The sequence below is a fragment of the Pseudomonas sp. 65/3-MNA-CIBAN-0223 genome (genome assembly GCF_040310425.1).
GTDB classification, from domain to species: domain Bacteria; phylum Pseudomonadota; class Gammaproteobacteria; order Pseudomonadales; family Pseudomonadaceae; genus Aquipseudomonas; species Aquipseudomonas gregormendelii.
In genome coordinates this window covers 40,267-54,860 of sequence record NZ_JBEOPV010000001.1, presented here as the reverse complement: position 1 = coordinate 54,860, position 14,594 = coordinate 40,267, and the positions used below count along the sequence as shown (strand labels likewise).

Annotated in this window: 13 protein-coding genes; 8 read left to right on the top strand and 5 right to left on the bottom strand. The window is 61.9% G+C overall.

Annotated elements, in window-relative coordinates:
• Positions 1-32 precede the first annotated feature (32 nt).
• From AAEZ09_RS00235 to AAEZ09_RS00225, 3 genes are all read left to right on the top strand, one after another.
• On the top strand, positions 33-998 hold the full coding sequence (locus tag AAEZ09_RS00235) for a 2-hydroxyacid dehydrogenase (protein WP_045061628.1): 966 nt from the start codon (positions 33-35) through the stop codon (positions 996-998).
• A gap of 143 nt (positions 999-1,141) precedes the next feature.
• The gene (locus tag AAEZ09_RS00230; RefSeq protein WP_045061629.1) at positions 1,142-2,209 is read left to right on the top strand and encodes a phosphotransferase family protein; all 1,068 of its coding nucleotides are present in this window, start codon (positions 1,142-1,144) and stop codon (positions 2,207-2,209) included.
• A 44-nt stretch (positions 2,210-2,253) separates the two neighbouring features.
• Complete coding sequence (locus AAEZ09_RS00225) at positions 2,254-3,021, top strand: SDR family oxidoreductase (protein WP_045061630.1); 768 nt, start codon at positions 2,254-2,256, stop codon at positions 3,019-3,021.
• A 424-nt stretch (positions 3,022-3,445) separates the two neighbouring features.
• Here the strand turns inward: AAEZ09_RS00225 and AAEZ09_RS00220 are convergent, their stop codons facing one another.
• The 5 genes from AAEZ09_RS00220 to AAEZ09_RS00200 form a co-directional block, all read right to left on the bottom strand.
• Positions 3,446-3,694: a DUF1652 domain-containing protein gene (locus tag AAEZ09_RS00220; RefSeq protein WP_045061631.1), complete on the bottom strand. Its 249-nt coding sequence runs from the start codon at positions 3,692-3,694 to the stop codon at positions 3,446-3,448.
• Between the two features lie 195 nt (positions 3,695-3,889).
• Positions 3,890-5,386 carry a helix-turn-helix transcriptional regulator gene (locus tag AAEZ09_RS00215; RefSeq protein ID WP_350597440.1) on the bottom strand — a complete coding sequence of 499 codons (1,497 nt, stop codon included), beginning with the start codon at positions 5,384-5,386 and terminating at the stop codon, positions 3,890-3,892.
• Between the two features lie 142 nt (positions 5,387-5,528).
• Entirely contained in the window at positions 5,529-6,422 is an 894-nt protein-coding gene (locus tag AAEZ09_RS00210) for a LysR substrate-binding domain-containing protein (RefSeq protein ID WP_350597438.1), read from the bottom strand.
• 6 nt (positions 6,423-6,428) lie between these two features.
• Entirely contained in the window at positions 6,429-8,633 is a 2,205-nt protein-coding gene (locus AAEZ09_RS00205) for a xanthine dehydrogenase family protein molybdopterin-binding subunit (RefSeq protein ID WP_350597436.1), read from the bottom strand.
• On the bottom strand, positions 8,633-9,097 hold the full coding sequence (locus AAEZ09_RS00200) for a (2Fe-2S)-binding protein (protein ID WP_350597433.1): 465 nt from the start codon (positions 9,095-9,097) through the stop codon (positions 8,633-8,635). The genes AAEZ09_RS00205 and AAEZ09_RS00200 overlap by 1 nt, the downstream gene beginning before the upstream one ends.
• Before the next feature lie 118 nt (positions 9,098-9,215).
• Between AAEZ09_RS00200 and AAEZ09_RS00195 the strand changes: the two genes are divergently transcribed.
• The 5 genes from AAEZ09_RS00195 (at position 9,216) to AAEZ09_RS00175 (ending at position 14,563) form a co-directional block, all read left to right on the top strand.
• Positions 9,216-10,106 carry a LysR substrate-binding domain-containing protein gene (locus tag AAEZ09_RS00195; protein WP_205892728.1) on the top strand — a complete coding sequence of 297 codons (891 nt, stop codon included), beginning with the start codon at positions 9,216-9,218 and terminating at the stop codon, positions 10,104-10,106.
• Positions 10,107-10,438: 332 nt separating this feature from the next.
• Positions 10,439-11,368 carry an amidohydrolase family protein gene (locus AAEZ09_RS00190; RefSeq protein ID WP_045060516.1) on the top strand — a complete coding sequence of 310 codons (930 nt, stop codon included), beginning with the start codon at positions 10,439-10,441 and terminating at the stop codon, positions 11,366-11,368.
• A 4-nt stretch (positions 11,369-11,372) separates the two neighbouring features.
• Positions 11,373-12,278: an amidohydrolase family protein gene (locus AAEZ09_RS00185; RefSeq protein WP_045060517.1), complete on the top strand. Its 906-nt coding sequence runs from the start codon at positions 11,373-11,375 to the stop codon at positions 12,276-12,278.
• Between the two features lie 255 nt (positions 12,279-12,533).
• Complete coding sequence (locus AAEZ09_RS00180; protein WP_350597815.1) at positions 12,534-13,919, top strand: UbiD family decarboxylase; 1,386 nt, start codon at positions 12,534-12,536, stop codon at positions 13,917-13,919.
• Positions 13,916-14,563: a UbiX family flavin prenyltransferase gene (locus AAEZ09_RS00175; RefSeq protein ID WP_205892729.1), complete on the top strand. Its 648-nt coding sequence runs from the start codon at positions 13,916-13,918 to the stop codon at positions 14,561-14,563. Before AAEZ09_RS00180 ends, AAEZ09_RS00175 begins: the two co-directional genes overlap by 4 nt.
• Positions 14,564-14,594 lie beyond the last annotated feature (31 nt).

Here is a 14,594-nt window from a genome sequence, read left to right as displayed (position 1 = left end):
TCCACCTAGTCGCCGATCACAGGAGTCGCGCAATGCCCGCAACCGTTCTGGTACTGGTCGAAACCATCAATGACTACCTGCCGATTCTCGAACACCAGGGCTTTCACCTGATTCTGGCACCGACCCCCAACGAACGGGCTGCTGCCATCGCCCGTCATGGTGACCGGATCGATGCGGTGCTGACCCGCGGGCCGCTTGGCTTGTACGCCGAAGAGATCAGCGCCCTGCCCGCCCTCAAGATCATCTGCGTGATCGGCGCCGGTTACGAACACGTCGACCTGCACGCTGCCGCTGACCGGGGCATCACCGTCACCAACGGTGCCGGGGTGAATGCGTCGTCGGTGGCCGACCATGCCATGGCAATGCTGCTGTCGCTGGTGCGCGACATTCCCCGCTGCGACGCCGCCGTGCGCCGGGGTGAGTGGCCGAAGATCATGCGCCCGTCGCTGGCGGGCAAACGCCTGGGTATCCTCGGCCTGGGTGCAGTCGGCATGGCCATCGCCAAGCGCGCGTCCAATGGCTTCGACATGACGATCTGCTACCACAACCGGCAGAACCGCAAGGATGTCCCCTACGATTTTTGCTCGACTCCGACCGAGCTGGCCCGGGCCTCGGACTTTCTGATCGTCGCAACGCCCGGTGGGGTGGGTACCCGGCACCTGATCAACCGCCAGGTGCTAGATGCCTTGGGGCCCAGCGGTTTTATCGTCAACATCGCCAGGGCCAGTGTGGTCGTGACTGCCGACCTCATCAGCGCGCTTGAGCAACGCAGGATCGCTGGCGCGGCGCTGGACGTATTCGACGCCGAGCCCCGGGTCCCCGATGCACTCAAGTCCCTGGCCAACGTGATCCTCACCCCGCACGTTGCCGGGCTGTCTCCGGAAGCGACCCAGGGTACCGTGGAGATGGTCGGGCGCAACCTGGTGGCATTCTTTTCCGGTGAACCGGTACTGACGCCCGTCAACCTGCCCAGCGATCTGAGCAGTGCGGTGCTCTGAGATAATTCAAACAGGTGTATCAAAAACAATGATTGGCCGGCAACACGCTCACCTATAAGGGATGTTCGTGGTTGTGGGTGCCAGGAGTGCGCATTAGATTAGCCAATAGTTTCAGGCCTCCAGAATAAGCAGAAGGGATAAGCATGGCGCTTACTGACCAATCCACACCTATTCGCAGCGGCGAAGAACTCGATGCCAGCCTGATCGATCCTTACCTCAAGGCCCACATTCCCGGATTGAGTGGCCTGCCCACCATCAGCCAGTTCCCCGGTGGCGCCTCCAACCTCACTTATCTGCTGGAATACCCTGGGCAGGAGTTCGTCCTGCGGCGCCCGCCGTTCGGTCACAAGGCCAAGTCCGCCCACGACATGGGGCGCGAGTTTCGCATCCTCAATCAACTGCGCGACGGTTTTCCCTATTGCCCCAAGGCCTACGTGCACTGCACCGACGAATCGGTGATAGGCGCCGAGTTCTATGTGATGGAGCGGGTCAAGGGCATTATCCTGCGCTCCGAGCTGCCTGCAGAGCTGGGGCTGGATTCAGCCAGGACCGAGGCCCTGTGCAAGAGCTTCATCGACAAGTTTGTCGAGCTGCACAGGGTCGACTACCAGGCCTGTGGCCTGGGCGACCTGGGCAAACCCGAAGGCTATGTGGCGCGGCAGATTCGCGGCTGGAGCGATCGCTATGAGAAGGCCCTGACCCCGGATGCACCGAAATGGGAAGCGGTGAAGGCCTGGCTCAACGACAAGATGCCCGCCGATCACCCTACCTCAAGCATCGTGCACAACGATTACCGCTTCGACAATGTGATTCTCGACCCCGGCAATCCGATGCAGATCATCGGCGTGCTCGATTGGGAGCTCACCACCCTCGGCGACCCACTGATGGACCTGGGCAACACCCTGGCCTATTGGATAGAAGCCGGCGACCCGCCGCCGGTGCAACTGATGCGCCGCCAGCCGAGCCATGCTCCAGGCATGCTCACTCGCCGTGAATTCGTCGACTACTATGCCGAGCGTGCCGGCCTGCAGATCGACAACTTCGATTTCTACTACACCTACGGCCTGTTCCGCCTGGCCGGGATCGTGCAGCAGATCTACTACCGCTTCTTCCATGGCCAGACCCAGGACAAACGCTTTGCGCAGTTCATTCACATGAACAAACTGCTGGAGCAGATGAGCCTGCAGGTCATTGCCAAATCCAGCCTCTGAATCCGCCCTGGCCCAATAACAAGACTCTTCATTAAGGGAATTCCATGTCCAAGACCCAGTTGTTCGACCTCGACGGCAAAATCGCCTTCGTCTCCGGCGCCAGCCGTGGCATTGGTGAAGCCATTGCCAAACTCCTGGCCCAACAAGGCGCCCATGTCATTGTTTCGAGTCGCAAACTCGAAGGCTGCCAGCACGTTGCCGACGCCATCATCGCTGCGGGTGGCAAAGCCACGGCGATCGCCTGTCACATTGGCGAAATGGAACAGATCAGCCAGGTCTTCGCCGGCATCAAGGAACAGTTCGGCCGTCTCGATATCCTGGTCAACAACGCCGCGACCAACCCGCAGTTCTGCAACGTGCTGGACACCGACCTCGGGGCGTTCCAGAAAACCGTGGACGTGAACATCCGCGGCTACTTCTTCATGTCCGTGGAAGCCGGCAAGCTGATGCGCGAGAACGGCGGTGGCAGCATCATCAACGTGGCATCGATCAACGGTATTTCCCCGGGAGTGTTCCAGGGCATCTACTCGGTGACCAAAGCTGCCGTGATCAACATGACCAAGGTGTTTGCCAAGGAATGCGCGCAGTTCGGCATCCGTTGCAACGCCCTGCTGCCTGGGCTGACGGACACCAAGTTTGCTTCGGCGCTGGTGAAAAACGATGCAATCCTCAAGACTGCACTGCAGCAGATCCCGCTCAAGCGAGTAGCAGACCCCAGTGAAATGGCCGGGGCGGTGCTTTATCTGGCGAGTGACGCGTCCAGCTACACCACGGGTGTGTCGCTGAATGTGGATGGCGGGTTCCTCTCCTGATCTGAGTTGACGCACACCCCTTAGGGGGTATGCGTTAAACCAATATCGATTGAAAAACCTATTGGGTGACGCACCGGGTCAGCTCGGTCACTCGCGTAACTTGCCCGCTCTCCCCACGCACGTCGCCCTGGACATCAGTGCTTTCGATCATTTCGCAGGTACGTTCCAGAGGTGGTGGTGCCGGTGGGGGTGGCGGCGGAGGCGGACTGGCGCAGCCGCCGAGGATCAGTGCGCAAAGGGCAAGCGACAGCGGCGAAAAAACGCGTTTCCCAAGACTTTTCATAGGCTGACCTGCGGTAAGTTATCGACACTTTCGGCAACCTGACGACAACATCGCGAAGCCGCGCGCTGGCTACAGAAAATAATACCTTCGCATTTCTTATAGCCTAGCCTGCCGCCAACGCCAGTAAATGGCCACTCTGGACTATAAAGGGCCTAATTGGCGCAAGTTGTTACTCTCGAGTTCATAACGCAATTCTTCGACCAGCGCGGCGACCGCATCAGGTGTTCGCAGATTGACGACGCTCAACCCGCTGACCACCAGGTCGACCTGACCTGAAGTCGGATGATAGAGCTTCACCGTGAGCGAGCTGTCGCCCGTCAGGCTGCAGTCACAGGCCAGCGGAGGGAAGCTCTGCTCCAGTTGGGTACGCAATTGCACGAGAGAAATCATAGGGATTCACCTTGGCACTGGCGCAAAATGGATCGATATATCGATGTTTTCGCTATCAATGTTGCTGTTCCTTGAGATGTACCGTTGGGGCACCACAGGTCTTTCCAGCACCTGTATCGCACCCTCTCAGATTACGAACAGGAAGAGTCGCCAGACACATCCAATTGCACCCCATCACCTAGTGCATTTGCACCCCTAGCGCTGCCCCTTGGTGCGCCATTCCCCCGAGAACAATCCACGCTCCCGTGCCCACACGATGGCCTCGCTGCGGCTGTGGACATCGAGTTTGGAATAGATGGTCGACACATGGTTACGCACCGTGTTGGGTGCCAGCTTCAATCGCGCCGCAATCTCCTTGTCGGCCAGGCCCTCACAGATCAACCCCAGCACATCGCGTTCGCGCGCCGTCAGCTCGGCTAATGACACGCTGGGCAGTTTCGGTGAATTGACGCTCTTCACGTTGGCGAGCTTTTCAATCAGCGTCCGGCTGAACCAGGAAGCGTCCTTCATCACTTCCTCGATCGCCGCCACCAGTTCCAGCTCGGTGCGCTTGCGTTCGGTGATGTCCATCATCACCAGCAGGTAAGACGGATGGTCCTGGATATTCACAGTGTCGGCCGAGATGGCGCAGTCGAGCAATTCAGCCGTTTTCTTGCGCAGGCCGACGTCGATGCGGTCCAGCCTTGCAGTTTTTTCCAGGGCGGCGAACAGACGAGTCTGGGCCCCCTTGTCATGAAAGAAACCGATCTCGGCAACCGTTTTGCCCAGCACTTCTTCACTCGGATAGGCAAAGGTATCGAGGAACGCTTCGTTGACATCCATCACCACCTGATCGGCAGCCCCGCACACCAGGATCGGCACCGGCGACAGGCGAAACGCCTTGGCAAATCGCTCCTCGCTCTGGCGCAACGCAACCTCGGCCTTGTGTCGGGGCTCAATGTCGACGAAGGAAAACAGCATGCAGTCTTCCTCGTTGAACGCCAATGGCTGGCCAGCCACTATCACCTGCTTGCTGCCGCCCTCGGGCAATGTCAGCTCGGCCTGCATTTGCGGAATGGTGGCGTGCTCGCGCAGGCGCTCGATGGCCAGCTCCCTGCGCTCGGCCCCTTCGAGAATGTCCAGCTCGTAGGTCGATGCACCGATCACCTGATCCCGGGTATAGCCGGTCATTTCCAGGAAACCGGCATTGACCTTGATATAGCGCAGATCGCTCAGGCGACAGATCACCGCCGGCGCGGGGTTGGCGTTGAAGGTCCTTTCGAAGCGCTGTTCGGCGCTGGCCCATTCGGTGACATCGTCCATGATCAGCACCAGCGACTCGGGATCGCCGCGACTGTTGGTCAGGACCCGGCTGCGCACGTTGTGCACCCAGGTACGCTCCTCATCATCGGTGCGGGTCACCTCGACCAGCACGTCACTGAAGGTCTCGCCACGGCCCACGCGGCTGATCGGATAATTGTCGAACACTACCGGGTGGTCGTTGCGATAACGCAGGGCGAAGCGCTTGGCGTATTCCTGGGCATTGGCACCCAGGTCACCCAGTTGCTCGACGCCATGCATGGACAGTGCAGCTTCGTTCGCCCAGATGATGGTCTGGTCTAGCTCCAGCAAAATCACCCCGTCGGACAGGCCAGCGATGATCTGCTGGAGATGGCGGCGATTGGTTTCGGTGGTCAGGACGTCCTGGCTCATTGGATCTCCACTGATATATCCGCACCAACCCGTGGTGCTCTGTGAAGATGTCGACCGCAACCATTTGCGTAAGTGCGAATAAGTCTTGTACACGGCCCTGTAGCCGATGCCGAATTCTGTGGGTGCAAGGCTGTGGGAGCGTCTAACGGGGCGCACCTTCGACGACCAACTCGCGCAACGTATCAAGGAACAGCTTGAGCACCGGCGATTCATCATCGGCGCGGTAGGTGGCGTACAGCGGCACCTCGGGCAGTGCCGGGCTCAACCGACGGAACACCAGCCCGGCGGGCGCCAGCTGTTCGATCGAGGCTGGCAGCAAGGCCACACCGAATCCTGCGCGGACCAGGCTGAGCAGGGTCTGTACCTCGATCACCTGTTGGCGGATCTGCGGGGTGAATCCAGCCTTGATACAACACTGGAAGAGAAAATCGGCAAACCTCGATTGCTTGAGTTCCAGTGCCACGAAAGGTTCTGCCGCGAGGTCGGCGGGCGCCAGCACTTCGCGTTGCGCCAATGGATGGTCCACCGGCATGACCACCCGGATCGGTTCATAAATCAGCAGTTCGTTACGCAGGCCCGGATCGTCGTAGCCGACCCGAAACACGCAGGCGTCAATACGCTTTTCCTTCAAGGCCTTGACCTGAGCCGCCGGAGTCATCTCGTGCAACCGCCAGTTGACCTGCGGATAGCGCTCGCGAAAAAGGTGCAGGGCCCGCGGCAGCACGCCGACCATCACCGAGCTGATCATGCCAATCTCCAGCTCGCCCAACTGGCCGCGACCGGTCTGGCGGGTCAGGTCCAGCGCGCGGTTCAGTTGTTCGAACACCAGGGGCGCCTGCTCCTTGAGCATCTGCCCCGCCGCCGTCAGTTCGACCCGATGGTGGCTGCGCTCGAACAGCGGCGTACCAAGCTCTTCCTCAAGCAGGCGGATCTGCTGGCTCAGTGGTGGCTGACAGATGTGCAACCGCGCCGCGGCCCGACCGAAATGCAGCTCTTCGGCCAAGGCCATGAAGTACCGCAACAAGCGCAGGTCCATGGCGGTTTACCCAAGGGTCAGTGGTGTCGAGCGCTGACGCACGCCCGTCAGGCTGAACAGCGCGTTGGCAATGGCCGGGGCCACCGACGGGCTGCCCAGCTCACCGACGCCCCCTGGTTTACCCGGTTCGCCGTCGAGCACCAGGATGTCTACCTGCGGCATGTCGGACATGCGCGGCACCCGGTAATCATGGAAGTTGCTCTGCACCACCTGTCCCTGCTTGATGTCCATGCGATCGAACAGGGCGTGACCAAGGCCCCACATCAGGCCGCCGTAGATTTGTTCCTCGACGCCGCCAGGCGACACGGCCAGGCCGCAATCCACCACGCACGTGAGCTTCTCCACGCGAATCACTCCGTCCTTTCTGGCCACCCGCGCCACCACGGCGATAAAGCTGGTGTAACCCTGATTGGTGGCAATCCCCAGGGCCGTGCCTTCCGGTAGCGGCTGGCCCCAACCCGCACGCTCGGCGGCACTTTTGAGCACCGCGACATGACGCGGCCGCTCGTGCATGTGGGCCAGTCGGAAGGCCAGGGGATCCTCTGCGGCGCCCTGCGCAAGCTCGTCCATGAAGCTTTCCACGGCGAACACGTTGGGGATGAAGCTCACCGAGCGATACCAGCCGCTCGGCACCTGGCTTTCGTGCTTGACCCAGACCAGGTCCAGGTTTGCCGGGCGATACGCAAAGTCCCACGCGGTGAGCGCTTCGGTGGTGCTGTAGTCCATGCGGTCAGGCCGTTCAAAATAGCCCGGCTCCCACTGCTCCGGCGAGGCCGGCGACACGGCTTCAAGGCGCAAGGCCGTCAGGCGGCCCTGGGCGTCAAGTGCGCCTTTGGCCTTGTGCAACGTGGCCGGGTGCATGAACAGCGAGCGCATTTCATCTTCACGGCTGTTCATCAGCTTCACCGGGACCTTGGCCTGTTGCGCCAGGTACGCCACTTCGAACAGCCAGTACTTGGCCTCCCGTGCGCCGAAACTGCCACCGGAGACCATCTCATTGATGGTGACGTTGTCCTTGGCGATACGGCACACCACGTGCGCCGCCTCCAATGCCGAAGACGGCACCTGTACGCCGCCCCAATAGGTGATGGCGTGGTCCTTGACCTGGGCGGTGATGCAGATCGGTTCCAGAGGGTTCTGGACTTTGTAGGGCATGCGGTAATCAGCTTCCAGCAGCCGCGCCGCGCCCGGCCATTGAGCATCGACATCACCCGCCTGCATCGCTGTGACCCGCAGCGCGGTTTTATCAGCCAGCGCCGCCGCCTGGGCTGTTGCCAGCTGATCGCTGTCGAACCCGGCGAGGGGCGACTCGCTCCATTGCACCACCAGCAGCGCCCGCCCCTGCTGCGCGGCCCAGTAAGTGTCGGCCAATACTGCGACACCTTCCTGATTGCCGCCGAGCACGTCGGGACGGCCCGGTACCGCGATCACCTTGCGCACACCCGGGACCTGCAATGCTGCTGTGCTATCCACCTTCAAGACTTTCGCCCCCACCACCGGGGTGCGCAGGATCACCGCCACCAACAGGTCGGGCAATTGCAAATCGATGCTGTACTTGAAACGTCCGCAGACCTTCGCCGCCGCATCGCGTTTATGGCGCAATTTGCCGATGTACTTGAACTGCGCGGGGTCCTTGAGCTTGACGGCTGTGGGCGCCGGCAAGTGCGCGGCCACACTCACCAGTTCGCCATAACCCAGGCTGCGCTGGCTGGTGCTGTGAACCACCCGGCCCTCCTCGGTGGTGCAGCTGTCAGGGCTGACCTGCCACTGCCTTGCCGCTGCCGCGATCAACAACGCCCGCGCGGTGGCGCCCGCCATGCGCAGGCGATCATATTCCAGCGACACACTGGTGCTGCCCCCGGTGGAGTAGACTTTCCACACCGGGTGGATATAGGTTTCGAAGAAGGGGTTTTCCGGCGAGATGACCTGCACGGTCATCGGGTTGACGTCCAGCTCCTCCGCCACGCACGCGGCCAGTGCGGTGTGGGTGCCGGTGCCGGAATCGTGTTTGTGCACCACCAGTTTGACCGTGCCATCGGGCAATACCCGCACCCAGGCATTCGGCTCAAAGACAGTGGCAGGCGCCGGCGCTTTCGGGTCGCTGGCGCTGATGCCGGCGGGCAGGTAGAAGGCAACAGCCAAACCCGCAGCAACGGTGGCGCTGTGCTTGAGAAACTGCCGGCGTGGCAGCTCGATCAGGTTGCTCGTCATCACGCCTCCTTCGGCGCATTGGCTGCGCGCTTGATCGCCTTATTGATGCGCCCGTACGTGCCGCAGCGGCACAGGTTGCCGGACATCGCATCGCGGATCGACTCATCGGTGACCGCCGCCCCGGTGATGAGCAGCGCCGCCGCCGACATGATCTGGCCGGATTGACAGTAGCCGCATTGCGGGACATCTTCGGCAACCCAGGCCAGTTGCAGCGGATGCTGCCCGGTGGGCGACAAACCTTCGATGGTTGTGATGCGGTGCCCCGCCACCGCCGCCACCGGTAACTGGCAGGAACGCACTGCGACCCCGTCCAGGTGCACCGTGCAGGCTCCGCACAGCCCCATGCCGCAGCCGAACTTTGTGCCGGTGAGTTTCAAGTGGTCACGCAACACCCATAACAAGGGCATGAAGGGCGCAGTCTCTACCAGCTCGTGTCGTTCGCCGTTTACCGTGAATTCGATCATTGTCAGGCTCCAAAAGAGCGGCCCGTCTTTGTGCGGGCCTGGTGATCGAATAGTGGTAACCGCAGGCCAATCGGGCCAGCGACGATTTCTGCCACCCTGTGTAAGTAGGACTAACAGCATGTACAAACGATACCCGTCGGTACAGTCCATGAGCGCATTCATCCAGGCTGCGCGCAGCGGCAGTTTTTCCAGCGCTGCGCGCAAGCTCGACTTGACCCACAGCGCCATCAGCCAGCAGATCCGTGCCCTGGAAGACTTCATCGGCCAGCCGCTGTTCGTGCGCGAAGGCGGTGGCAGCAAGCTGACCGATGCCGGCCAGTTGTTCGCCAGCGTGCTCTCTGACGGCCTGGCACAAATCGACCGCGCGCTGTCCTCAGTGAAGAACCGCAGCGTGGCGCAGCGGCTGACGCTCGATGTCGACAGCGAACTGGCGCAGAGCTGGCTCAACCCACGCTTGCCCGAGCTTCTGGATTTACTGCCCGGGCATGAAGTCGTGATGCTGTCGGTGCCACGCTCGGATCGCACTTCGTTCGAGCGGGTGGACCTGGCATTGCGTTATGGCTATGGCGACTGGGAAGACTGCGAGATGACGCAGATCTGCGGTGACCGGGTCATGGCGGTGGCCTCCCCCGGACTGCTTGAGCGGCACGGTCTGCAGCTGCCGATGACGCCGGCGCAGGTGTTGCAATTGCCGTTGCTGGGCTACACGCGTCGGTCGTGGATTCCGTGGCTGGATGCCGCAGGATTAACCCCCACCGAGCCGGCCGCGCGGGTTATTTTCGATAATGCGGCGAACCTGATTGCGGCGGCTGAAGCGGGGGTCGGTGCGGGATTGGTGCGTGGGCTGTTGGCAGCAGATGCGTTGCGCGCGGGGCGCTTGGTTGAACTGAACACCGCGCAGATCCCGGCGCATTACAACCTGTATGCGGTGTGGCCGCCGGGGCAAGCCGAGCGCGTGGCGCCTGTGGTTGAGGTGATCAAGCAGCTGGCCTTGCGTACAGAATCCTGACGCCATCGCTGGCAAGCCAGCTCCCACAGGGATCAAAGTGTTGACCCAGTCTTTCTGACAACACAAAAACCTGTGGGAGCTGGCTTGCCAGCGATGAGGCCCGCCCAGTCAATACGAAACGATATCGAACGCATATCACCCCCCCGCCCAATTAATATTGTACGAACCCTGCCCCCCCTTCCAATACTCCTCCCCAAGCAGCCAGCGTCCCGAGCCGGATGCGACCAGGCGAGGGAATGCGCAGCCTGCTGCGCATAGAAATGGCCGATTGCCCGGACGTGGCTGCTAGCGAACCGCAAGGTTCCCTTTCCGCTATCAGGAGATCGACTTCAATGATCATCGATATCAGCTGCTATCCCACCGATCTGGTGGACCTCGCCTGGAGGCATGACGGTGACCCGTTCACCGGCGAGCGTCTGCTGGAGATGATGGATGGCCCGTACATGGTCAACGGCAAACCTCGCCGCATCGACAAAGCCTTCATCCAGCCCCCCCAGGGCAACACCATCTACACCTGGACCGACGGCGACCTGACAGGTCGCGAGTCCATCGACGCCTACATGGCCTACACCCTGAAGATGGTCCAGACCTACCCAGATCGTTTCATTGGCTGCTTTGTCTACAACCCGCGTTGCGGAGTGCAGAACGGCGTCGAGGCGATCGAACGCTACGTCAAGGAACACGGGTTCAAGATGGTGCAAATGCAGGCCAACATGCATGCCTATCGCCCGGACCGCGCCTTGGACTGGGTGCGTCCGGCCTTCGAGAAATGCGCCGAGCTCGGCATCCCGGTCAAGCTGCACACCGGTGATGGCCCCTACAGTATCCCGTCGGAATGGGTGCCGATGATCAAGGAGTTTCCCAACGTCGATTTCATCATGGCGCACTTCGGCGTGCAGACCGGTGGCGTCTACGTGTTCGAACCCATGCAATGGGCCATGGAACTGCCCAACGTCTACTGCGAATCAGGCTGGTGCCTGCAATCGCGGATCGTCGAATTCGCCAAGGTGCTGCCCACCCACAAAATCCTCTTCGGCACCGACACACCCCCCAACGAGCCGGGCATGTGGCTGCGCCTGCTGGAAGTGCTGTGCCACGAGCCGCCGCAGGGCCTGAACCTCGACGAGGACACCCTCGAAGACTACCTGGGCAACAACACCGCACGGATGATCGGCCTCGAGCCGACTGCCCCGCCGCGTTCCGTGTCCGAAGCCGAGGCGCAACTCAAGCGCCCCGTCACCACCCAACTGGCCAGGAGCTGAATCGATGATCATCGACACCCATCTGCACCCCACCAACCTGGTCGACGAGGCCTGGCGCCACACGGGCGAACCCTTCACCGGCGAGCGCATGCTCAAGCTGATGGACGGCCCCTACATGATCAACGGCAAACCTCGCCGCATCGACATGGGTTTCATCCAGCCGCCACCGGGCAACACCGGCTATCGCGACGGTAACCGCCGGGGCCGCGAAGGCGTGCGCGACTACATGTCGTACATTGCCGAACTCTGTGTGAAGTACCCGGACCGCTTCATCGGCAACTTCAACTTCAACCCGCGCTGGGGACCGGAAAACGGCGCCGCGGAGCTGGAATTCCACATCAAGGAATACGGCTTCAAGATGCTGAAATTGCACGCCAACATGCACGGCTATCGCCCCGATCGCGCACTGGACTGGCTGCGCCCGGCGATGAAGGTCTGCGCCAAGTACAACATCGTGGTACTGATCCACACCGGCGACGGCCCGTACACCATCCCGACGATGTTCTACCCGATCATCCGCGAGTTCCCGATGGTCAACTTCATCATCGGTCACTTCGGCATCCAGACCGGCGGCAACTATTCGTTCGAAGCGTTCTGGATGGCGATGGACACACCGAACGTGTACTGCGAATCCGGCTGGTGCTTCCAGTCGCGGATCGTCGAGTTCGCCAAGGACCTGCCGCGCAACAAGATCGTGTTCGGCACTGACTCGCCACCCAACGAACCGGGCATGTGGCTACGCGAACTCGAAGTGTTGTGCTCGCCTGCGCCGCAAGGCCTGGGCATCGATGAGGATCATCTGGAGGACTACCTGGGCAACAACATCGCCCGGCTGTGCGGCATCGAACCGACGCCGCCACCCAAGGACCTGATCGAGGCGGACATCCGCCTGACCACGACTTATTTGTAGATCGGCATCACACAGAACCCTGTGGGAGCCAGCCTGCTGGCGATGGCGGCAGCACAGTCAAAATCAATGTCGACTGGCCCACCGGTATCGCCAGCAGGCTAGCTCCCACAGGTTCTGCACCAATCCACAACATTGCGGTACAGCGACTTTACAGGCGCGAAGATGAACCGGCGTTCGATCGACCGGCGGGCCAACGGCTTGTCGATCGAACGTCGCCCTCAACCCTGCGCGCCTGCTTTTTTACGAGGTGAAACCATGACCGTTTCGACGCTTGGCGATACCCAGGATTTCCACGTTTTCATCGACGCCTATCGCCGGTTGTACCCGGACGATGTGCTGACCATCCACGAACCCCTGAGTGCCGACCAGGACGTCACCGCCCTGGTCGACGCCCTCGCCGGCCAGGGCCGCGATCCGCTGTTGATCTGCGAACAGGTCGGCAACCTCGGCGTGCCCGTAGCCACCAACCTGTTCGCCTCCCGCAGCCGGATCGCAAGGATCTTCGGCGTCACCGCGGCGCAACTGCACGAGACGTTCCAGGCGCGCGCCAACCAGCCCATCGCACCGCGCTACGTTGAAACCGGCCCGGTGCTGGACGAAATTTTCGAAGGCGAGGCCGTGGACCTGGCCTTGTTGCCGATGCTCAAGCACTTCGACAGCGACCGCGGCCCCTACATTACCAACGCGATCATCATTGCCGAGGATCCGCTGACCGGCATCGCCAACATGAGCTATCACCGCTCCATGCGCCATGCCCGGCAGACCCTCGCCACCAGCCTGCACTCACGGGGTCACCTGTGGCGCATGCTGCAAACCGCCCGGGAACGCGGGGAAGAATTGCGCGTGGCCATGGTCGTTGGCGCCCATCCGCTGTTCATGCTCGCCGCCGCCGCGCGGTTACCTTTCGGCAGTGATGAGCGGGCAGTCGCCGGCGGCCTGTTCGGCGCCCCGCTGGTGCTGGTCAAGACCGCACGCTACGGCATCGGCGTGCCGGCGTTCGCCGAATTCGTGCTCGAAGGTGCGATCGACCCGACGGCCTATGCCGAAGAAGGTCCGTTTGGCGAGTTCAGCGGTTATTCCTCGGACCGTTCGACCAACAACGTGCTGCGCGTCGACACCCTGATGCGCCGCAAGGATGCCTGGCTGGTGGACGTGGTCGGCGGTCGTTATGCCGAACACCTGACACTGGCGCGGCTACCCCGGGAAGCCGAAATGAGCGAAAAGCTCAAGGCGCGCTTTCCCGCCGTCACCGCCGTGCACTACCCCAACTCCGGTACGCATTTTCATTGCTACGTGGCCCTGGACCAGAGCCGCGACGGCGAAGCGCGGCAGATCATGCTGGCGCTGCTGGGCTGGGACCCTTACCTGAAATCGGTGATCGCGGTGGACAGCGACATCGACATCAATGACGACAGCCAGGTGCTCTGGGCCTTGGCCACGCACTTCCAGCCGCATCAGGACATCTTCGTCATCGACGGCTTGCCCGGCAGTCCCCTGGACCCTTCGTCCTCGGTCAACGGCACCACCTCGCGCATGGGCCTGGACGCCACCCGCGGCGCAGGGTTTGACGGCATCAAGGCACAACTCGACCAGGCCGCCCTGGAGCGCGCGCGCAGCCTGCTGCAGGGTTATCGGTCATGAATCGCCAGCGCCTGGTGGTCGGTATCAGCGGCGCGTCCGGGTTTATCTACGGCGTGCGCCTGCTGGAGTTGCTGGCCAGGCTCGACATCGAAACGCACCTGGTCATCAGCCGGGCCGCGTTGCTGACCATGGCCCATGAAACCGGCTACAAACTGGCGGACGTGATCGCCCTGGCCAGTCACTACCACCGCGCAGACGACGTCGCGGCGGGCATCGCCAGTGGCTCGTTTCGTTGCCTGGGCATGGTGGTGGCGCCCTGTTCCATGCGCACCCTGGCGGAAATCGCCACCGGCACCTCCGCAGGCCTGATCGGCCGCGCGGCCGATGTGACCTTGAAGGAGCGCCGCACCCTGGTGCTGATGGCCCGGGAAACGCCGTTGACCCTGGCGCACCTGCGCAACATGACCGCCGTCACCGAAATGGGCGGGATCATCGCCCCACCCGTCCCGGCCTTTTACGCCCGCCCGCAAAGCCTTGCGCAAATGGTCGATCACAGCCTGGGTCGGGTCCTCGACCTGTTCGGCCTGGACGCCGGCACCGCGTTGCGCTGGGGCGAACCGGACCTTCATTCATTGAAAAGCAAAACCTGTGGGAGCGAGCCTGTTCGCGATGAGGCCGCAACAGCCAGCATCGGGATCGGCTGATCCAGCGCCATCGCGAGCAGGCTCGCTTACA